This is a genomic window from Sphingomonas gei (assembly GCF_004792685.1).
GTDB classification, from domain to species: domain Bacteria; phylum Pseudomonadota; class Alphaproteobacteria; order Sphingomonadales; family Sphingomonadaceae; genus Sphingomonas; species Sphingomonas gei.
Window position 1 is genome coordinate 450,539 of the sequence record NZ_SRXT01000001.1, and the last position, 20,135, is coordinate 470,673.

Below are 20,135 nucleotides of genomic sequence, written 5' to 3' on the forward strand. Positions count from 1 at the left end.
ACCGCCCGGCACTAGCGGTTTGGCCTGAGCGCGGTTACATGGGCCGCCAACCTCCGACTCAGGACACTGGCGCACCCCATGGACATTCCCTTCGGCCTGACCTTCGACGACGTCCTCCTGTATCCGGGCGAGTCCGAGGTGCTGCCGAGCATGGCCGATACCAGCACCTACGTGACGCGCGGGCTGGCGCTCAACATTCCGATCCTGTCCTCGGCGATGGATACCGTGACCGAGGCCGACATGGCGATCGTCATGGCGCAGCTCGGCGGGATCGGCGTGCTCCATCGCAATCTCGACGTGGAGGAGCAGGTGGAGGCGCTGCGCGCGGTCAAGCGCTACGAGAGCGGGATGGTGGTCAATCCGATCACCATGGCCCCCGACGGGACGCTGGCCGAGGCGCGCGCGCTGATGCAGCGGCACAAGATCAGTGGCATCCCGGTGGTCGAGGCGAGCGGCAAGCTTGCCGGCATCCTCACCAATCGCGACGTCCGCTTCGCCGAGAACCCCAACCAGCCGGTCTCCGAGCTGATGACGCACGACAATCTCGCCACCGTTGCGGTCGGGGTGGGCAAGGAGGAAGCGCGGCGGCTGCTTCACCAGCGTCGCATCGAGAAATTGCTGGTCGTCGACAAGGACTATCGCTGCGTCGGTCTGATCACGGTCAAGGACATCGAAAAGGCCGTCAACTTCCCCAATGCGACCAAGGACCCCAGCGGCCGGCTCTGCGTCGCCGCGGCGACCACCGTCGGTGACAAGGGCTTCGCGCGCACCGAGGCTCTGGTCGACGCCGAAGTCGACCTGATCGTCATCGACACCGCGCACGGGCACAACAAGGAAGTCGCCCGCGCGGTCGAACGCGTGAAGAAGCTCTCCAATCGCGTCCAGGTGATCGCCGGCAACATCGCCACGGCCGAGGCGGCGAAGGCACTGATCGATGCCGGTGCGGACGGCCTCAAGGTCGGCATCGGCCCCGGCTCGATCTGCACCACGCGGGTCGTGGCCGGCGTCGGCGTGCCCCAGCTCACGGCGATCATGGATGCGGCAGGCGAGGCCGCGAAATCGGGTGTGCCGGTGATTGCCGATGGTGGTCTGCGCACCTCGGGCGACCTCGCCAAGGCGATTGCCGCGGGCGCTTCGTCGTGCATGATCGGATCGCTGCTGGCCGGCACCGAGGAAGCACCGGGCGAAACCTTCCTGTACCAGGGCCGCGCCTATAAATCGTATCGCGGCATGGGTTCGGTCGGCGCGATGGCGCGTGGTTCGGCCGATCGCTATTTCCAGCAGGACATCAAGGATCAGCTCAAGCTGGTCCCCGAGGGGATCGAAGGCCAGGTGCCGTTCAAGGGCACCGCGCGCGACGTCGTCCACCAGCTGGTCGGCGGCGTGAAGGCGGCGATGGGTTATGTCGGCGCCCCGACGATCGCCGAATTCCAGAAGAAAGCGAAGTTCGTGCGGATCACCGGCGCAGGCCTTCGTGAGAGCCACGTCCACGACGTGACGATCACTCGAGAGGCACCCAATTATCCGACACGCTGACTCATGACCCCCGCCGCACGCACCCAGGCGGCGATCGAATTGCTCGACCGGATCCTCGCCGCGGCACGCGATCAGGGCGCCGCCGCCGACACGCTGATCGCACGCTGGTTCGCCGAACGCCGCTATGCCGGGTCGAAGGACCGGCGCGCGGTGCGCGAGCTGATCTACGACGCCATCCGTCTGTGCGGCGAGCGGCCGGAGACCGGTCGCGCGGCGATGCTGACGCTGGTCGCGCAGCGACCCGAGATCGCAGCGACGTTCGACGGTTCGCCTTACGGCCCTGTTTCGATCGAGCCGAGCGAGCCGGTCGCAACGGCGGGCTATGCGCCGGGCTGGCTGATCAAGAAGCTCCGCGCGTCGGATATTCCGATCGAGGAGCAGGCCGCATTGCTCGGCAGGGCGCCGCTCGACATCCGCGTCAACCGGCTCAAGGCGACGCGCGATCAGATCGCCGCCGAACTGCCCGGCGCCGAGCCGCTCGCCTTCCTGCCCGACGGATTGCGTCTGCCGCCCGAGACCAAGGTCGATCAGCTTCCCGCTTATGCTGCCGGCCAAGTGGAAGTGCAGGATGCCGGCAGCCAGCTCGTGGCGCTGGCCGCGGGCGCCGCCCCCGGGCAGCATGTCGTCGATCTTTGTGCAGGCGGCGGCGGCAAGACTCTGGCGCTCGCCGCGTTGATGGACAATCGGGGCAGCATCCTCGCTTGCGACATCGACCGTGGCCGGCTTCAGCGATTGCCCGAGCGCGCGGCGCGGGCTGGGGTGGCGATCGCCGAGACGCGGCTGCTCAACCCCACTCGCGAGGCCGAACAGCTGGAGGACCAGCGCGCGCGTGCCGATTTGGTGTTCGTTGACGCGCCGTGCTCCGGCACGGGCACCTGGCGGCGTAATCCCGAGGCGCGCTGGCGGCTGAGCCATGATCGGCTCGATAAACTGGTCGCGACCCAGCGCCACGTCCTGGGGATCGCCGCGGAGCTGGTGCGGCCGGGCGGGGCGCTGGTCTATGTGGTCTGCTCGGTGCTCGACGAAGAGGGCGCGAACCAGGTGCAGGCGTTCCTCAAGGCCTATCCCGGCTGGACCACCGTGCCGCTCGCGCCGGGCGCGGGCAAGCCGCGCGGCGCCGGACTCCGGCTCACGCCGCTGGCTGACTCGACCGACGGGTTTTTTGTCGCGAAGATGGTCCGGCCATGGTAGCCGTACGCGCCTCAGTTTCGGAGATTTTCATGCGGATCACTGCGATTTCGGCGGCTGCAGCGCTGATGGTGCTTTCGGTTTCGACCTCGCTGATGGCGCAGCGTCCCGACGATCAGATCGATCCCAAGTCGCTCGCTTTGCTTCAGGAAGGGCGCGCTGCAAAGGCCGCGGGCAATCTGGACGGCGCGCAGGACGCGCTGGAAAGCGCGCTCGCGGTCGATCCGCGCAACCGCGAGGCGTTCCTGGTTCTCGCCGATGTCGCGCGGGCGCGCGGGCTGCCGGGCAAGGCAATTCGCTTCTATTCGGAAGCGCTGGCGCTCGAGCCGAACGACCTGGTCGCGCTGCGCGGGCAGGGTGAGGCGCTGGTCGCCAAGGGTGCGACTGCAAAGGCGAAGGAAAATCTCGCCAAGATCAAGACGGCGTGCGGCGGCGAGTGCAACGAGGCGACGTTGCTCGCCGCTTCGATCGCCAAGGGCCCGCCGGTGACCGCGACGGCGCAGGCCGAACCCGCCACGCCGGCACCCGCCAAGCCCTAGGTCAGGACATTGAAAGCCGCGCGATCAAGGTGAGGGAGATCGCGCGTACCTTTCACGGACAAAGGTCACACCAGGGTCACACTATCGCGCATGTTCCAGCGACAGACGGGCCATGCCGGAATGCACACAGGTCCGGCCAATACGCGCCTTGGATTCCGGTCGGCATCCCTATTGTCAAAGAGCGGCCGCCGTTCTGCAGCGCATCCACTTCAGCAAACGAAATCCTACATTGCAAGGGGGGATCGGGCCCCGACTGCAAGCCAGCGCCACCGCCCAGCGGCAAACCACTATTCCCAATTGAGCACGGACCTAGCTCAGCGCGCGCGCGAGCGCGACATATTCCGCGACCGAGACGGTCTCGGCGCGGCGGCTCGACTCGATCCCGAGCTGTTCCATCGCGGTGAGCGCGCCCGGCACGCCCTTCAGGCTCTGGCGCAGCATCTTGCGGCGCTGCCCGAACGCCGCGCCGGTGAGGCCTTCGAGCACCGCGAGCCTGACGCCGTCGGGCGCCGCGGCGGACACGATGTGCACCACTGCCGACATCACCTTGGGCGGCGGGGTGAAGGCCGAGCGGTGCACCGTCATCGCAATCCGCGGGGTCGAGCGCCATTGCGCCAGCACCGCGAGGCGGCCATAGGATTCGGAGCCCACCGGCGCGACGATGCGCTCGGCGACTTCCTTCTGGAACATCAGGGTCAGGCTAGCCCACCACGGCTCCCACGCCGTAGAGAGCCAGCCGATCAGCAACGCCGTGCCGACATTGTAGGGCAGATTGGCGACGACATGCGGCTTGCCCTGGAACAGGGCAGGAGCGTCGACCTCGAGCGCGTCGCCCTCGATCACTGCGAGCTTGCCCGGAAAGAAATCGCCCAGTTCGGCCAGCGCGGGAATGCAGCGCCGGTCGCGCTCCACGGCCGTAACCGATGCGCCGGCTTCGAGCAGGGCGCGGGTGAGCCCTCCTGGGCCGGGGCCGACTTCGAACACCTCGGCGCCGGCAATGTCGCCGGGCACGCGAGCGATGCGTGCGAGCAATTGGTGGTCGAACAGGAAGTTCTGTCCCAGCGCCTTGCTCGCGCTGAGACCGTGTCTGCGGATGACTTCGCGAAGTGGCGGCAGTTGTTCGGTCACGGGTTTCCGGCGGCGTCGGCCCGGCGCTCGGCCTGTGCCGCGGCCATGCGGATCGCCGCGATCATCGCGCCCGGATTGGCCTCGTCGCGGCCGGCGATGCCGAATGCGGTGCCGTGATCGGGCGAGGTGCGGACGATCGGCAGCCCCAGCGTGGTGTTGACGCCATCGTCGAAGTGCAGCGTCTTGATCGGGATCAGCGCCTGGTCGTGATAGAGGCAGAGCGCGACGTCATAGCCTGCGCGGGCACGGGCGTGGAACATCGTGTCGGCGGCGAACGGCCCCACTGCGTCGATCCCCTCGGCGCGGAGCTGATCGATCGCGGGGATGAGGATGTCGATCTCCTCGCGGCCGATCGCGCCGCTTTCGCCGGCATGCGGATTGAGCCCGGCGAAAGCCAGACGGGGTTTCTCGATTCCGAAATTGCGCTGCAGGCCGCGGGCGGTGACGCGCGCCTTGGCGACGATCAGTTCCTGCGAGATCAGCGACGGGACTTCGGCAAGGGCGACATGGACGGTGATCGGAACTACCCGCAAGGTCGGGCCGGCAAGCATCATGACCGCGTTCTCGCTGGCGACGCCGCAGCGTTCGGCGACGAACTCGGTCTGCCCAGGATAGGTGAAGCCGATGCGGTAGAGTTGCGCCTTGGAGACAGGGCCGGTGACCAATGCGCTGGATGCGCCCGAGCGCGTCAGCCCCGCGGCGACCTCGAGCGACTGAAGGGCGCAACGCGCGCTCTCCACGTCGGGCGTGCCGGGGACCACCTCCAGATTATCGCCGATCACCAAGATGGGGAGCGCATCGCCGAAGATCGCGCCGGCTTCGTCCGGATTGCTGATCCGCGCAATCGGACCGTCCCAGATCTTCTCGATCGAACGCGGATCGCCGACCGCGAAGAACGGCGGCAGCGCATGCAGCGCACGCGCACTCCAGGCCTTGGCAGTGATTTCGGGGCCGATCCCGGCGGGATCGCCCATCGCGACGGCGAGCGGAACCGGCATCCGCCCGCCGCTCACTTCAGCGATATTCGACCAGCGCGTCGCGGCGCAGATCGCGCAGCATGCGCTGGGCGCGCAAATTGGTGCGTTGCTCCTCGAGCTGCTCCTGGACCTGCTCGACCGAAGGCTCGTTCGCTTCCTTGGGATCGTCGCGGCCGCACAGCACCAGCACGCGGACGCCGTCCTCGACCGAGCCGAAGGGCTGGGTTACCTGGCCGACCTGAAGCGGCATGATCATGTTCTGGAGCGCCGGCGGCAGTTCCTTGATCTGGATGCCGTCGCGATCGACGACCTGCGCGTTCTGCGCCTGCGCCACGCCGGCCACGTCGCCGCAGCCCTTGATCGTCTTGGTCGCACTGGCGAATTCGCCGGCGCGCGCCGTCGCCTGCGCCTCGGTGGTGCCCTTGGCGAAGCTGATCGCGATCTGGCGGAGGCTGAGCTTGGCGTCGCGCGGATCCGCGGTCAGCACCTGGCGCTTTTCGGCGAGGTAGAGGATCGAGAAGCCCGTCGGCAGCTGGATCGGACCCGCCACCTGGCCGGGCTGCATCTCCTGCGCCGCCTTGGCGAGCGCGTCGGGCAGCATCGTCGGACGGATCCAGCCGAGATCGCCCCCCACCGACTTGGTCGACGCTTCCGAATAGGTCTTGGCGAGATAGTCGAACGGCGCACCCTCGCGCATCTGCTGGATCATGCGCTGCATGCCGTCATGGACTTCCTGCGCGCGATCGGGCGTGGCGTTCTGGTAGATTTCGTAGACGTGGAATTCGTCGCTGCCCTTGGCTGCCTTCATGCGATCGATCATCGCCTTAACCTCGGCCTCGCCGACGTTGATGTTGACGCGGCGGCGCAGCAGGCGGTTCCATGCCATGTCGGCTTCGATCTGGCGGCGGATCGTGCGCTCCGACGCGCCGACTTCCCGGAGCCAGCCGCGCATCTGATCGGGGGTCTTCTGGAAGTTCTTCGAGACGCGCGCGAAGCTCTGCTCGATCTCGCGCGGATCGACGGTGATCTCGTTGGCCTTGGCCTCCTGGATCTGGAGCGCCTCGTCGATCAGCTGCCGGAGCATCTGGAGGCGCAACTGGTCGCGCTCCTCGGGCTTGAGGTTGAGCTTGCTGATCGCGACGACCATCGCGACGCGCTGGTCGACATCGGTGCCGGTGATCACCGTATCGTTGACGATCGCAGTCGGCTTGCGGATGTTCGGATCGCTCTTGCCGAAGAACTGGAAGTTGGCCGGAAGGTCGAGGCCCGAGGTCGGCACCTGCTGATCGGGGACGGTCTGCGCGAGCGCAATCGATGCGACCCCCGCGAGGCCGAGCGTCAGAATAGTCTTGCGGCCGAAGCGAGCCGCCTTTGCAACACCCATATTCACCTGGAGCCGTACCCTCATCCATCTCGGGAGATCGTGGCGCATACTCGCCAATTGTGCCTGAACCAAGGCTTGACGGGATTCGGTTACGCCCCGCCCCGGCGCACGCTAGCGCCCCAGATTCTTGAACGCCAGCGTCAAAAGATAGCTGTTGCCGCGCTGGGCGTCGCCGGTCGTCTCGTAATAGCGCCGCCAGGTGACGCCGAGGCGCAGGCAATCGTCCTCATAGGTCACCCCCAGCCGGTGCCGGACGGGCTCGAAACCGTCGGATTGGGACAGCACATCTTCGTCGCGGTCGGTGAGATCGAGCAGAGTCGCCCCCGACACCGACCAGAAGCGCGCGATCTGAACCCGCGCGCCGATCCGCGCCTCCTCGCGATCCTGCAGATCTTCGAGCGACGGGCCGATATTGCGGTTGAGGCGCAGATAGCCGAGCTGGAGATAGGTGCTGCGCGACCCGACCGTCGCATCGATCTCGTTGCGGCGGAAGGCAAGGCCGTCCTTGTCGAGCCGGTAGCGATGCGTGAGGCTCACGAAGTCGCGGAAACGGACCACGGTGCGGCCGACGATGTCAGATACCCGATCGGTGAGCCCGGTGCCGTCCGGGAAGATGGTCGGGCGCGAGGACAGCCGGTAGCTCTGGCCGACATTCGTGTCGATGCTGAAGCCGGGGAGATAGAGCGAATAGTCGATACCCAAGGTGAAGCGCGTCGAATCCTCGAAGCGGTCATAGCCGGGGAAGCGATTGAGCGCGAAGAGGTTCGAATCCTCGAGGTCGACGGCGCGGGCGTCCTCGTTGGGCACGGCGAGATTCTCGAGCCTCGGTGCCGCGACGATTTGGAAGCGCGGCGTGATGCGCTGGGTTCCGCCGAACAGCTCGCCGATGAGCGGCCATTTCACGTCGACCGCGGCGGCTGCGATCCCGCGGAACTGGAAGCCCTCGTCCCCGCGATAGCTGGCCACGATGGTCGAGAGCGTGTCGTGGGTGTTGTAGGCGTCGGCCCGGCCATAAGCGGTGAAGGTGACTTCCTGGCCCCAATTGGTCAGCTTGCGCAGGTCCCAGCGCGCGCTGGCAAAGGCGCGCTGCGAATCCTGTCCGTCGGAACGACCCAGAGCTAAGCTATTGATTTGAAAGTCAAAGCGGCCACCCAACACGCTGTCGTCCATGCGGCGGCGATAGTCGAGCTCGGGAAGCACGAAGGGCTGGATGCCCTGGCGTTCGCCGGCCCGCAGCGTCTGCACCGCCCAGGCGTTGATCGAGAAATAGCTGTCGGCGTCGATCCGCTCGAGCCGGGCATTGTTGCGCAGCCGATCGTCGCGCGAAATGTCGTAGCGGCGCAGGAAGGTGCGGTCGGTGGCGATACGCAGCGACGTGCTGGCGCTCCATTCGGGCGAGAGCTGAAAGCGTCCGACTGCGTCGAGATAGCCGCGAAAGTCGTTGCTCGACGTCGCCGGGGTGACCGGTACGGTAAGGTCGTCGGCGCGCCGGCTATACGTGCCATATGCCGTGACGCGATAGGAGCCGAAGCTCTCGAGCGCCCGATATTCGCCCTGCAGCATCGGCAGCGTATCGCTGAACACGCGCGGAGTGATCGTCAGGTCGCGATTGGGGGCGAGGCTGAAATAATAAGGCAGCGCGACCTGGAAGCCATTGGTGCGATCGTAGCGCAGATCGGGGGTCAGGAAGCCATCGTCGCTGCTGCCGCCAACCGGATGCGAGAAAGCAGGCAACGGTATCGAGGCGAAGCCGAACACCGAGATGCGCGCGCCGGTATAGCGGATGCGCTTCTTGGTCGGGTCATAGACGACGCGCCGCGCGGTGATCTTCCACGACGGCTCCTTGGGGCAGCCGTCCGAGCCGGTCACAGCGCATGGGGTGTAAGCGGCGTTCTCGACGGTGATCACGCCGTCGGCGCGCCGGCCGCGCTGCGCGGCGATGCGGCCGCCGGCTTCGAGCACGACCAGCATGTTCTCGACCGCGCCGTCCTTGAGCGTGTCGGTCAGTTCGATACGATCGCCATACGCCGCGTCGCCGCCGGGATTGACGATGACGATATTGCCCTCGGCGACGACCTTGCCGGTCTTGCGGTTCCAGACGATCCGATCGGCGCGAAGACGATCGCTGCGACGGTTCAGGCGGACCTCGCCGGCCGCGGTGACGACGTCGTTCTCATAGTCATAATCGAGCTGGTCGGCAGTGAACTGCACTTCATCCGGATTGGCCGATGTCGCCTCCGCCGAAGGCGGCGGAGGCGTAACTCCGCGATCCTGAAACTCGGGGCTCGGCCCCGCGGGAGTCTGTGGCAGATCGGACTGGCGCGACGGCGCCTCGCGCGGGTCGCCAGTCTCCTGCGCGCGCGCCTGTGCGGCGAGGCACAGGCCCAAGGCGGCCGACAGCAGCAAGACCTGGCGCGTAACGACGATTCCCACCTTTGACTTCACTCCCGGGCACGCGGCATCGCCCGCCCTATCGCAGCGACTGCAGCATCGCAACGTCGCGTGCGTTGGCCCGAACGCGCGGAAGCGCTATCAGGCGCCATGCAGGTCGACTTCTACCACCTCACCCAGGTCCCGCTCGAACGCGCGCTGCCGCAGATCGCCGAGAAAGTGCTCGCTACCGGCGGACGGCTGGTGATCGTCGCGGGGGAGGCTGCGCAACGCGTGAAGCTGGACCAGCTGTTGTGGAGCTATGCGCCCGAGAGCTTCCTGCCGCATGGCCATAGCGGCGGGGAGGACGATTCGCGCCAGCCGGTGCTGATCGCCGAAACGCCGGACGCTGCCAATGGCGCCCGGCACATCGCCCTGGTCGACGGGGTGTGGCGCGAGGAGGCACTGGGATTCGACCGGGCCTTCCACTTCTTCGACGAAGAAAGAATCGGCGAGGCGCGATTGGCGTGGAAGGGGCTTGCCGATCGCGAAGGCGTGAAGCGGAACTATTGGAAGCAGAACGACGCCGGCCGCTGGGAAAAAGCGGCCTGATGTTCCGCGTTCGGGAGGGCAAATGTCCACTCTGTGGGCAATCTTCTTCGCGTTGAGGGGTATTGTGGTCATCGTGCCCGGCAAACGCGGAACAAAGCGCCGCGGAAGTTTGCACGCGCCGACCTTCGCGTTCCGGGTTTTGCGGGTCCAGGATTCGAGTCGACAATGACAAAGAGCGGCGCACATCGCGCCGGAACATTAACGGAACATTTCCTACAAGAAAAGCCCGGTGGCGGGCCCGGCTTGCATCCGTGCCGCCCCCGGACTAGGGAGCCGCGACTTTCCACAACTCATAATCAGGAGCCGCACGGCCATGGCCGCGACCCGGACCTTTTCGATCATCAAGCCCGATGCCACTCGCCGCAACCTGACCGGCGCCGTCACCAAGATGCTCGAGGATGGCGGCCTGCGCGTCATCGCCTCGAAGCGCATCCAGATGACTCGCGAGCAGGCCGAGGGCTTCTACGCGGTCCACAAGGAACGCCCCTTCTTCAACGATCTGGTCGAGTTCATGATCTCGGGCCCGGTCGTCGTGCAGGTGCTCGAGGGCGAGGACGCGATGCAGCGCAACCGCGACATCATGGGCGCGACCAACCCCGCCAACGCCGATGCCGGCACGATCCGCAAGGAACTGGCTGAATCGATCGAGGCGAACTCAGTGCACGGTTCGGACTCGGACGAGAATGCAGCGATCGAGATCGCGTATTTCTTCAAGCCGGAAGAAATCGTCGGCTGAGCCGCGTCGCTCTTCGGAGCGGCAATGAGATTGGAGCGCTGGTGGAGCTGATGCTTCGCCGGCGCTTTTTTTGGTTGCGGCTCAGGCGCGCGGGAGCGTGATCGTCGCGGTCAGCCCGCCGCCTTCGCGATTGGCGAGCGCGATGTCGCCGCCGGCATCGTTGACGATCGCGCGGGCGAGCGCGAGGCCGAGGCCGATGCCGCCGGTTTCGCGGTTGCGCGAGGTCTCCAGCCGCGTGAATGGCGCGAACACCGCGCCGAGCTTGTCGGGCGGGATGCCCGGGCCGCGATCGGCGACTTCGATCGCGATGCTGCGCGCGCCCGGCAGCAGGCTGACTTCGGCGCCACCGGCATATTTGACGGCATTTTCGATCAGATTGCGCACCGCGCGGCGCATCAGCGACGGGCGCAGGTGCATCTTGAGCCGCGGGGTTTCTGCGAAGGTCACGTCCTTGTCGAGATCGCGGAAATCCTCGACCACGGCATCGATCAGCGCGGACAGGTCGACATCGGTCGGCGGCTCGCTGGGTCGACCGAGGCGCGCGAGCGAAAGGATGTCGTCGAGCGTGCGGTTCATCTCGTCGATCGTGTCGGCCATGCGGTTGCGGTCGTCGTCGTCGTCGACCGATTCGATGCGGACGCGGAGCGCGGCGAGCGGGGTGCGCAGATCGTGGCCGATCGCGCCGAGCATCCGGTCCTTCTCGTCGATCATCGCGTTCACGCGCAGACCGAGCGCATTATAGGCGGCGATCACGGCGCGGACGTCGCTGGGGCCGCGCTCCTCGAGCGGGCCGGTGCCGTCGCCGGGGCGGAAGGCGCGCGCCGCACCCGCGAGCGAGCGCAAGGGCTTGGAGATGCGACGGACGATCCACATCACCGGCAGCAGGAGGACGACGTAGAGGATCAGCGTCTGGAAGATCAGCGCGACGACCAGCCGGCGATCGGGGCGCGGCCAGGGGGCGTTGACGGTCAGCCAGCCCTTGCCGGGTTGCTCGATCGCCACGACGAGCACGGTGTCGGCACGGCGCCGGTCGCGCTTCGCCTCGGCAGGGAGCGGACGCAGGCCGGTGTCGATGCTGCGATAGGGGATCCCTGCTTCGCTGAGCTGGCTGCGCAGCTCGGCGGTGACTTCACCCCGCCGTTCTAGGGCCGGCGGGATCGGGTTGGCGGCGACGCGCCGCACGCGGCCGCGATCCGCGGCGAGCGCACGGCCGCTGGTCCGCTCGCGCTCGAGCGCGTCGATGACGCGGGTCGCCGCCTGCTGGGTGGCGTAGGCCAGGCGGAATTGCGCGCGATCGCGGACGGCGATGGCGAAGTTGAGCGCCTGCGCGGCGAACAAAGCGACGGCGATGAGCAGCGCCATCTGGCCGGCGAGCGAGCGCGGGAGGAAGCGTTTCACTTCTCTCCCCTCCCTGGAAGGGAGGGGTAGGGGGTGGGTGCCGAGCGCAGCGAGGCCCCTGTCGAGGGCGACCGGCGCGACCCATCGGGCCGCGCACCCACCCCTAACCCCTCCCTTTCAGGGAGGGGAATGCGGAAGGGAGTCACAACCGCGTGACCTCGGCGGCGAGAGTGTAGCCACCGCCCCAGACGGTCTTGATCAGCGCGGGGTTCTTCGCATCGGGTTCGATCTTCTTGCGCAGGCGGCTGACCTGGTTGTCGATCGCGCGATCGAACGCGGCGGCCTCGCGGCCCTGGGTGAGATCGAGCAACTGGTCGCGGGTGAGGACCTGGCGCGGGCGCGTCACCAATGCGTGGAGGAGGTTGTACTCGCCGGTCGACAGCGCGACCGAGACGCCTTCGCGGTCGACCAGAGCGCGCTCGCCGGTCTTGAGCACCCAGCCGGCAAAGGCGAAGCTGCCGGTCTCGGGCGCGTGCTGCTTGGCGCCGCCGCCGGCCATGCGGCGGAGCACGACCTTGATCCGGGCGGCGAGCTCGCGGGGGGAGAAGGGCTTCACGACATAATCGTCGGCACCCATCTCCAGCCCGACGATGCGATCGGTTTCCTCGCTGCGCGCCGTCAGCAGGATGACCGGCGTCTCGCTGGTCTCGCGGATGTGGCGGCACAGGCTCAGGCCGTCCTCGCCGGGCATCATGATGTCGAGGATGACGAGATCGATCGCATAGGCCGCGATCCGCGCGCGGGCGGCTTCGGCTTCGCCGGCCTGAGTCACGCGGAACCCCTGCTTGGTGAGATATTGCGCGAGCGGCTCGCGGATCGAGCGTTCGTCGTCGACGAGGAGAAGATGGGGGAGATCGGACATGATGCGACCGTAACAACTCCGCGGGTGAAAAGAAGTGCCGGACGGCGAGAGGGGTGCCGCCCGGCGGAGGTCAATTGGCGTCGCGCGCGCCGCGGCGCTCCATCATCGCGCGCATCCGCTCGCGCGCGGCATCGCCTTCCGCCTTGTCGATCTTGCCGTCGGCATTGGTGTCGAGGCGGTCGAAGCGGCGATTGGCCTGGATTCGCTGCTCGTCCAGCGAGACCGCACCATCGCCATTGGTATCGGTGCGGCTCAGCATGCGGCCGCGGCGGCCTTCGCCATCGGCGGGGCGCTCATCCGCACTGATCTTGCCGTCCTTGTTGGCATCGAGTTTGGCGAAGCGGGCGTCGACATCGGCGAGAAACTCGGATTTGGTAACGACGCCGTCGCCATTGGTGTCAGTCGTGACGAGCATGTCGCGGCCGCGGTCTTGCGGCGCGGCGATGGCGCTGCCCGTCAGCAGGGTGGCGCCGAGCAGGGCGGCAGCGAGGGTGTTCTTCATGGCACGAACTCCAGCTTGGGGCGGCCCGTGCCGCGACTGGCAAGCCTTTTGGCGGCGGGCTGTCGCAGGGGTTTGTCAGGTTGGACGTAAGTTGTCGCAAATTGTCGCCGACCGTCGTCCCGGCGAAAGCCGGGACCTCGTGCGGTATCGCGCCTTTGCCTGAGATCCCGGCCTTCGCCGGGATGACGGGTCTAGTCAAATGGCGACGCATCCTCGTTTTGGCTCAGCCAAAAATGGCGACGCTTTGCATCGCCTCGGCGATCGGATCGCCCGCGGCGTTCCAGATCGACATACGCTGGCTGCTATAGCCGTGGCGGGCGGTGTCGGCCTGCGCGCCGAGCAGCCACCAGCCGTCCTGGGTAGTGGGCTCCGGCGTCAGAAAGTTGATCTGCCAGTTGAGCGAGCTGAGCGGAGTCTGGCGCTCGGTGGCGAGCTTGAACGCGCCGGGGGGCAGCGCGTCGCCGATCGCGAGCAGCTCGACCATCGGGTGGAGCCCGTCGCGGGCGCGCAGCCGCGCCCAGCGCAGCCATTCGGTGGCGCCCAGCTTTACTTTGGCATCATAGAAATTGAAATTGCCGGTGAAGAAGCTGTCGGGGCCGGTATAAAGTTCGGCGTCGGGGTCGGGTGGTGCGAGGCTGGCGCGGCGCGCCTGGTCGTGTTCGATCGCCGAGGCGAGCTCGGCCATGAACACGAACGTGGCGCGCAGGCCGAGACCCGCCGCGGAGGTGACGTCGGACTGGATGAAGGCGGCGTTGCGGCCGCGGCGGAGCTTGGTGGCAGCGACGGCGACGCCGCCGGCTAGCGGGCCGATAAAGGCGATCTGCGCCGAGCGGAGCGGGGGGAGGTCGGGCTCAAGATCGAGTGCCGCCTGAAGCGCAAGCGCGGCGGAAAGCCCGCCGAACGCGGTCCGGCCCTGCATCCAGTCGGCCGGGATCGCGCTGCTCAGGCCGGTGTCATGGCGCGCGGCACCGGCGAGGATGTCGGCGATCGGAGTCACCGGTAGAGGTCGCGCAATTCGCGCTTGAGAACCTTGCCGATCGCGCTGCGCGGGAGCGCGTCCATGCGGCGGAGGTCGGCTAGGCGCTGGGTCTTGCCGAGCTGCGCGTTGCACCAGGCGAGGAGCTCGGTGGGATCGCCGCTGCCGACATAGAAGCCGATCGGCGTCTCGCCCCATTGCTCGGAGGGGATGCCGACCACGGCGCAGTCCGAGACTTCGGGGTGCTGCGCGAGCACCGCTTCGAGGTCCGAGGGATAGACGTTGAACCCGCCCGAGATGATCAGGTCCTTCTTGCGATCGAGCAAGATGAGGAAGCCGTCTTCGTCGAAGCGGCCGATATCGCCGTGGCGGATGAAGCGATTTCCGGCTTCGTCGTACCAGGTCGCGGCGTCGGTCGCGTCGCGGCGGCCGTGATATCCCGTCATCATCGCGCCGGAGCGGCCGGCGACTTCGCCGATTTCGCCCTGCGCCACTTCGCGGCCTTCGTCGTCGATCAGCCGGATGTCCTGCCCTTCGATCGGCTTGCCGACGGTGTGGAGCTTGTCCGGATGGGCATTGCAGACGAGGATCGTGGTGCCGCCGCCCTCGGTCATGCCGTAATATTCGACGAGCAGCCCGGGCCAGCGGGCGAGGATGTCTGCCTTGAGCGCGGCGGAGAAGGGCGCGCTGGTGCAGGTCTTGAGGGTGAAGCTGGAGAGATCGAAGCGGTCGAACTCGGGATCGGCCATGATCCGCTGATACTGGATGGGGACGAGCATCGTGATGCTGCCGCGATGCTTCTCGGCCTGGACCAGATATTCGCGCGCGTCGAACTTCGCCAACAGCACGACCGTCCCGCCCCAGCCGAGCGTGGGGAGGAAGCTGACCAATGTGGTGTTCGAATAAAGCGGCGTGGCGACCATCGTCACTGCGTCGCCGAACCCGGCGGGTGCGCGGCCGATATGGACCCAGCGCATCGCATGCGGCTGGACGATGCCCTTGGGCGTGCCGGTGGTGCCGGAGGAATAGATGATGTTGAACGGGTCTTCGGGACCGACGGTCACCGGCACGGGGGTGCCGTCGCCGAGCCAGTCGAGCAGCCCTTCGAACGAAATCTTGCGTGCGGGCACATCGATCTCGTGCGCGGCGTCGTGGAACAGGATCGGCGCGCCACAATCGGCGACCATCGCGGCGAGCTGGTCGGGCGTAGCGGACGGGGCAAGCGGTGCAGCGACGCAACCGGCGCGGAGGGCACCGAGGAAGACCAGGGCATATTCGAGCGTGTTGGGGCCGAGGATCGCGACTGCGTCGCCCTGCTTCGCGCCATCTCGCTGGAGCGAGAAAGCAATGCGATCCATCGCGCGATCGAGTTCGGCATACTCCATGCTGCGCTCGGCAAAGATGATCGCGGGCTTGGTGCCACGATCGGCGGCATGCGCACGGATCAGATCGGGCAGCGTCGCGAAGTCGCTCGCCAGCATCGCTTCGGCTGTCACGGTCTTGCCCCCATCGGGCGATCTTGTAGCGGCGGCGGCGGGGAAGGCCATACGCATTTTTCGAAAATGCCGGGAGCGAGCAATCGTGTTTCGATTCGACAGTCATGCCGTCGACACGCTATGATGCTCCCGGACGATCTGCAGGTGCGTTCGATGTGGGCAAGTATCAGAAGTGGGGTATGGCGCCATTTCGCGGCTGCTGTGCTGCTGTTATTCCTGCTGCCGCTCACGACATCCTGTTCGGTGTCGTTGATTGCACCTTATGACAGCCGCACCGAAGAGATGGTAACCCAGATTCAGGGCGAACTTTCGGCCTTTCATCAAGAGCTTGTCTACGACAACGAGGCGCCGGCCTGCGTCTATTCGAAGCATGTCGACTTCTACCGGACCATCCACGCCGACATCGCCAATCTGCGTGTGCGGGTGAGTGCGATCGCAAAAAATCTAGCGACGGCGGATCAGGTGAGGGCGCTGGAGGCGGGGGTCGGCGATCTCGAAACGATCCACCGCAACCGCGAGAACCAGCCGCCGGGCGACACCCGCTGCATGGGCATCAAGGCGATGGAGAACAGCTTCGGCGGGCTGGAAGGGATCATCCGGTCTATCCTCCAGCTCGAGATGGTCAAGCAGCGGACGCTCTGACGGAGATTGACGATGGATGTGGATTTCGCGGCGCTGGGCGGCCAGATCGGCGAGCGGATCGTCACCGTGCTCGCCGGCCACGGCAAGACCGCGGGCGGGTTCGCGCGCACCGAAGGCGAGAAGATCGCGCTCGCCATCCGGCAGATCGCCGAGATGGTGCGCGACGGCGAGATCCTGCCCGAGGAGGCCCCGCTCTATTTCGACATCCAGATGCAGCATTCGCGCGCGGTGCTGCGGACCGTGGAGGGGATCGGGCTGGTCGCGGCCGAGCAGGCGATCAACGGCACCCTCGATCTGATCAAGGGCGCCGTGACCACCGCGCTCGGCTTCTCGCTCGTAAAATAAAGGGGCTCAGGCCTTGGTGCTCGCCGCGGTCTGGCCGAACAGGACGGCGCGCTGCTCGTCGGTGACGGGAGTGGCATAAGAGCGGACCTCGCCGCCTTTCTCGTAAGCGCGGATTGTTGCCGGGCGCGTGGCGATGCGCTCGAACCATGCCTTTAGGTTGGGGAAGTCGTTCAGATCCTGCTTGTGCGCCTCGTGCGGGACGATCCACGGATAGATCGCCATGTCGGCGATCGAATAGCCGCTGCCGGCGACGAATTCGCGGCCGGCCAGCCGCCGGTCGAGGACGCCGTAGAGCCGATTGGTCTCGTTGACGTAGCGGTTGATGGCATATTCGATCTTCTCGGGCGCATAGACGTTGAAATGGCCGTTCTGCCCCGCCATCGGGCCGAGCCCGCCCATCTGCCACATCAGCCATTGCAGGATGTCGGTGCGTTCGCGCGGCGTCTCGCCGTAGAATTTGTCCGCCTTGAGCGCGAGATAGATGAGGATCGCGCCGCTTTCGAACACCGTGACCGGCTCGCCGCCATCGGCGGGGGCACGATCGATGATCGCGGGCATGCGATTGTTGGGGCTGAACTTGAGGAATTCGGGGTCGAACTGCTCGCCCGCGCCGATGTTGACCGGATGGATCTCGTAGTCGAGCCCCGTCTCCTCGAGGAAGAGCGTGATCTTGTGACCATTGGGGGTGGGCCAGTAATAGAGCTCGATCATACGGGGTCTCCGGTGCTTGAGCGCGGGAGATGGGGCGTGATTCTCGTTACGCAACCGCGCCCTTCACGCGCGGCACCACGCGCAGGATCACGATGAGCAACGCGGCGAGCGCGAGGCCGGCGGCGAGGACGAAGTTGCCCGCCGGAAACCCGCGTTCGGCACCGAAAGCGAGCGCCTGGCTGAGGATCAATGGGGCGAGGATCAACGCGACGCTGTTGAGGCTGGCCATGCCGCCCTGCAACGCGCCTTGATGCTGCGCGTCGGTCATGCGCGAGAGCAATGCGTTGATCGAGGGGTAAGCCAGCGCCTGGAACGCGCCGAGCGGGATCAGCGCATAGACCATCCAGCCCTGGCGGACGAAAATGTAGCCGAGAAACACCGCGCTGCCGGCGAGGATGCCGAGCACCACGGTGCGCTCCTCGCCCCAGCGCTTGATCGCGCGGCCGGTGACGAGCGTCTGGACCAGCGCCATCACCACCCCCGAGGCGGCGAGCGACCAGCCGATCGCCCTTTCGTCCCAGCCCAAAGCGATTTCGGCCCAGAATGCCCAGGTCGACGGATAGACCATGTGCGCGAATTGCCAGAAAAAGGCGGCGAGCAAAAGCCAGCCGGCATTGCCGGCGTGGAGCAGCGGCTTGAATGCGGCGAAGACGTGCGCGTTGCCCCAGCGGAACGCGCGGCGCTGCTCGGGGAGCATCGTCTCGGGGAGTGCGATCAGGATCCACAAGGCGTTGCAGCCGGCGAGCACCGCCGCGGCGATGAACGGCGCGCGGGTGCCGAAGCCGGCGAGCAGGCCGCCCATCGCCGGCCCGAGGATGAAGCCGATCCCGAACGCCGCACCCATCAGCCCGAAGGTCGCGCCGCGCTTTTCGGGCGGGGTGACGTCGGCGAGCACCGCGTTGGCGGGGCCGTAGGAGGCGCCGGCGACTCCGGCGATCATCCGGCCGACGAACAGCCAGGCGATGCTCGGCGCGGCGGCCATGAAGGCGTAATCCGCGGCGAAGGCGAGCATCGAGAAGAGCAGCACCGGGCGGCGGCCGAAGCTGTCGCCGAGCGTGCCGAGGACCGGGCCGGCGAAGAATTGCGTCACGGCGTAGGCGGCGAGCATGTAGCCGCCGATGCGGGCGGCGTCTTCGAGCCCGACATGCGCGAGCTGGACGATCAGCCGGGGGAGGACGGGCATGACGATGCCGAAGCCGATCGAATCGATGAGGATGGCGGACAGCACGATGGGTACCGCGCGATGATGGAATTGCATGATGAGCCCCCTCTTCGAACGCACTTGTACTTTGCTGGTCATCCCGGCGAAAGCCGGGATCTCGCGCCGCCAGGAGGTGCGCGTGCGGCCTGAGGTCCCGGCTTTTGCCAGGATGACGGATGCACCCCTTGACGCCGGGTGCACCATACCGCATTTTCGAATCGAGCCGAACACGGCATGGAGGGGATAATGGCGACCGCACAGATCGACGCGCTGACGGACCCGATCGAGGCGTTCCGTTTGCATGTCCGCGAATGGCTGGCGGCGCATTTCCCGCCTTCGCTGAAGGGCAAGGACAATGCGATGTCGGCGGTCGAGGGGCCGCATGAGAACTCGCCCGAAGAGGATTCCTGGCAGGCGGCGATGGGCGCCAAGGGCTGGGGCGTGCCGACCTGGCCGAAGGAATATGGCGGCGGCGGGCTGAGCCGCAGTGAAGCGCGCGTGCTGCACGAGGAAATGGCGCGGATCGGCGCGTGGAACCCGATCGGCGGGATGGGGGTGATGATGTTCGGCCCGACCCTGCTCGAATATGGCAGCGAGGCGCAGAAAGAAGAACATATCCCGGCGATCGCCAAAGGCATTGTGCGCTGGTGCCAGGGCTATTCGGAGCCGGGGGCGGGATCGGATCTCGCCTCGCTCCAGATGTTCGCCGAAGACCATGGCGACCATTATCTCGTCAACGGCCAGAAGACCTGGACCAGCGGCGGGCAATGGGCGGACAAATGCTTCATGCTCGTCCGCACCGACAAGACGAAGAAGCACGAGGGGATCACTTTCCTGCTCTGCGACATGGACACGCCGGGCGTGGAAGTGAAGCCGATCCGGCTGATCTCGGGCTCGTCGCCGTTCTGCGAGACCTTCTTCACCGATGTGAAGGTGTCCAAGGCCAATCGCGTCGGCGAGGAAGGGCAGGGCTGGACGATCGGCAAGCGCCTGCTCCAGCACGAGCGGAGCAGCCTGTCGGGCGGCGGATCGGCTGCGGGGCGGCTGTTCGCGGCGGGCGCCCCGCTGGCGCAGATCGCACGGAAATATATCGGGGTCGACGAGCAGGGGCGCATCGCCGACATGGATCTGCGCGGGCGGATCGTGCGGCACGAAATGGATTTGCGCGCCTTCCTGCTGACGTTGCGGCGGGCTTCGCTGGAGGCGAAATCGACCCAGGGGCCTTCGGCGGCGACATCAATCATGAAGAATGTCGGGGCGCGGATCATGCAGGAACGCTCCGAGCTGCTGATCGAGATCCGCGGGCTGGCCGGGCTCGGCTGGGAAGGCGAGGGGTTCGAGGCGGACGCGCTCAAGGATGTGCGCAGCTGGCTCTTCGGCAAGGCGGTGTCGATCTATGGCGGGTCGAGCGAGATCCAGAATAATGTGATCGCCAAGCGGATTTTGGGGATGCTGGATCATCAATAGCCCGTCACCCCGGCGTAGGCCGGGGCCCAGAGCCACAAGCGGCGACCTCCGGGACCCTGGGTCCC

19 protein-coding genes are annotated in these 20,135 nt (G+C 66.8%); 8 read left to right on the forward strand and 11 right to left on the reverse strand.

The genetic code is table 11. The features are described 5' to 3' along the window. The first annotated feature begins 78 nt into the window (after nt 1-78). Genes guaB through E5A73_RS01925 form a run of 3 tightly spaced genes read left to right on the forward strand, consistent with a single transcriptional unit; the run spans nt 79 to nt 3,263 of the window. On the forward strand, nt 79-1,536 hold the full coding sequence (gene guaB / locus E5A73_RS01915; RefSeq protein WP_135962101.1) for an IMP dehydrogenase: 1,458 nt from the start codon (nt 79-81) through the stop codon (nt 1,534-1,536). A 3-nt stretch (nt 1,537-1,539) separates the two neighbouring features. Further along, nucleotides 1,540-2,727 carry an RsmB/NOP family class I SAM-dependent RNA methyltransferase gene (locus tag E5A73_RS01920; RefSeq protein WP_135962102.1) on the forward strand — a complete coding sequence of 396 codons (1,188 nt, stop codon included), beginning with the start codon at nt 1,540-1,542 and terminating at the stop codon, nt 2,725-2,727. A 29-nt stretch (nt 2,728-2,756) separates the two neighbouring features. Then, complete coding sequence (locus E5A73_RS01925) at nt 2,757-3,263, forward strand: tetratricopeptide repeat protein (RefSeq protein WP_135962103.1); 507 nt, start codon at nt 2,757-2,759, stop codon at nt 3,261-3,263. Between the two features lie 309 nt (nt 3,264-3,572). On the opposite strand, the gene rsmA is transcribed toward E5A73_RS01925, so the two are convergent. The 4 genes from rsmA to E5A73_RS01945 all read right to left on the reverse strand — a co-directional run bounded on the left by rsmA (nt 3,573) and on the right by E5A73_RS01945 (nt 9,185). Further along, nucleotides 3,573-4,391, reverse strand: a complete 819-nt coding sequence (gene rsmA / locus E5A73_RS01930) for a 16S rRNA (adenine(1518)-N(6)/adenine(1519)-N(6))-dimethyltransferase RsmA (protein WP_240699970.1) — start codon at nt 4,389-4,391, stop codon at nt 3,573-3,575. Beyond that, nucleotides 4,388-5,389 carry a 4-hydroxythreonine-4-phosphate dehydrogenase PdxA gene (pdxA, locus tag E5A73_RS01935; protein ID WP_135962104.1) on the reverse strand — a complete coding sequence of 334 codons (1,002 nt, stop codon included), beginning with the start codon at nt 5,387-5,389 and terminating at the stop codon, nt 4,388-4,390. The genes rsmA and pdxA overlap by 4 nt, the downstream gene beginning before the upstream one ends. A 16-nt stretch (nt 5,390-5,405) precedes the next feature. Further along, complete coding sequence (locus tag E5A73_RS01940) at nt 5,406-6,752, reverse strand: peptidylprolyl isomerase (RefSeq protein ID WP_206366356.1); 1,347 nt, start codon at nt 6,750-6,752, stop codon at nt 5,406-5,408. A gap of 111 nt (nt 6,753-6,863) precedes the next feature. Then, the gene (locus tag E5A73_RS01945; protein WP_240699971.1) at nt 6,864-9,185 is read right to left on the reverse strand and encodes an LPS-assembly protein LptD; all 2,322 of its coding nucleotides are present in this window, start codon (nt 9,183-9,185) and stop codon (nt 6,864-6,866) included. 108 nt (nt 9,186-9,293) lie between these two features. On the opposite strand from E5A73_RS01945, the gene E5A73_RS01950 reads away from it, so the two are divergent. Then, a complete protein-coding gene (locus E5A73_RS01950) occupies nt 9,294-9,734 on the forward strand; it encodes a DNA polymerase III subunit chi (protein WP_135962107.1) in 441 nt (146 codons plus the stop codon). 313 nt (nt 9,735-10,047) lie between these two features. After that, nucleotides 10,048-10,470 (forward strand): nucleoside-diphosphate kinase, encoded by a 423-nt coding sequence (ndk, locus tag E5A73_RS01955; protein ID WP_135962108.1) that lies wholly within the window; start codon nt 10,048-10,050, stop codon nt 10,468-10,470. Nucleotides 10,471-10,551: 81 nt separating this feature from the next. Here ndk and E5A73_RS01960 read toward each other — a convergent pair whose 3' ends face one another. From E5A73_RS01960 to E5A73_RS01980, 5 genes are all read right to left on the reverse strand, one after another. Next, nucleotides 10,552-11,832, reverse strand: a complete 1,281-nt coding sequence (locus E5A73_RS01960; RefSeq protein ID WP_135962511.1) for a sensor histidine kinase — start codon at nt 11,830-11,832, stop codon at nt 10,552-10,554. A gap of 178 nt (nt 11,833-12,010) precedes the next feature. Then, entirely contained in the window at nt 12,011-12,730 is a 720-nt protein-coding gene (locus tag E5A73_RS01965) for a response regulator (RefSeq protein ID WP_135962109.1), read from the reverse strand. Between the two features lie 70 nt (nt 12,731-12,800). Then, entirely contained in the window at nt 12,801-13,232 is a 432-nt protein-coding gene (locus E5A73_RS01970; protein ID WP_135962110.1) for a CREC-EF hand family protein, read from the reverse strand. A gap of 223 nt (nt 13,233-13,455) precedes the next feature. Beyond that, nucleotides 13,456-14,229, reverse strand: coding sequence for a thioesterase family protein (locus tag E5A73_RS01975; protein WP_135962111.1), 774 nt, complete (start codon nt 14,227-14,229; stop codon nt 13,456-13,458). Then, complete coding sequence (locus tag E5A73_RS01980; protein WP_420822554.1) at nt 14,226-15,761, reverse strand: class I adenylate-forming enzyme family protein; 1,536 nt, start codon at nt 15,759-15,761, stop codon at nt 14,226-14,228. Before E5A73_RS01980 ends, E5A73_RS01975 begins: the two co-directional genes overlap by 4 nt. Nucleotides 15,762-15,827: 66 nt before the next feature. Here E5A73_RS01980 and E5A73_RS01985 point away from each other — a divergent pair, with 66 nt between their 5' ends. Both E5A73_RS01985 and E5A73_RS01990 read left to right on the forward strand, forming a co-directional pair. Then, on the forward strand, nt 15,828-16,346 hold the full coding sequence (locus E5A73_RS01985) for a hypothetical protein (protein WP_168355773.1): 519 nt from the start codon (nt 15,828-15,830) through the stop codon (nt 16,344-16,346). Nucleotides 16,347-16,358: 12 nt separating this feature from the next. Next, nucleotides 16,359-16,691 carry a hypothetical protein gene (locus E5A73_RS01990; protein ID WP_135962113.1) on the forward strand — a complete coding sequence of 111 codons (333 nt, stop codon included), beginning with the start codon at nt 16,359-16,361 and terminating at the stop codon, nt 16,689-16,691. Between the two features lie 6 nt (nt 16,692-16,697). On the opposite strand, the gene E5A73_RS01995 is transcribed toward E5A73_RS01990, so the two are convergent. Continuing rightward, nucleotides 16,698-17,402 carry a glutathione binding-like protein gene (locus E5A73_RS01995; protein ID WP_135962114.1) on the reverse strand — a complete coding sequence of 235 codons (705 nt, stop codon included), beginning with the start codon at nt 17,400-17,402 and terminating at the stop codon, nt 16,698-16,700. A gap of 46 nt (nt 17,403-17,448) precedes the next feature. Further along, entirely contained in the window at nt 17,449-18,660 is a 1,212-nt protein-coding gene (locus E5A73_RS02000) for an MFS transporter (RefSeq protein ID WP_135962115.1), read from the reverse strand. Nucleotides 18,661-18,849: 189 nt separating this feature from the next. Here E5A73_RS02000 and E5A73_RS02005 point away from each other — a divergent pair, with 189 nt between their 5' ends. Beyond that, nucleotides 18,850-20,070: an acyl-CoA dehydrogenase family protein gene (locus E5A73_RS02005; protein ID WP_135962116.1), complete on the forward strand. Its 1,221-nt coding sequence runs from the start codon at nt 18,850-18,852 to the stop codon at nt 20,068-20,070. The last annotated feature ends 65 nt before the right edge of the window (nt 20,071-20,135 follow it).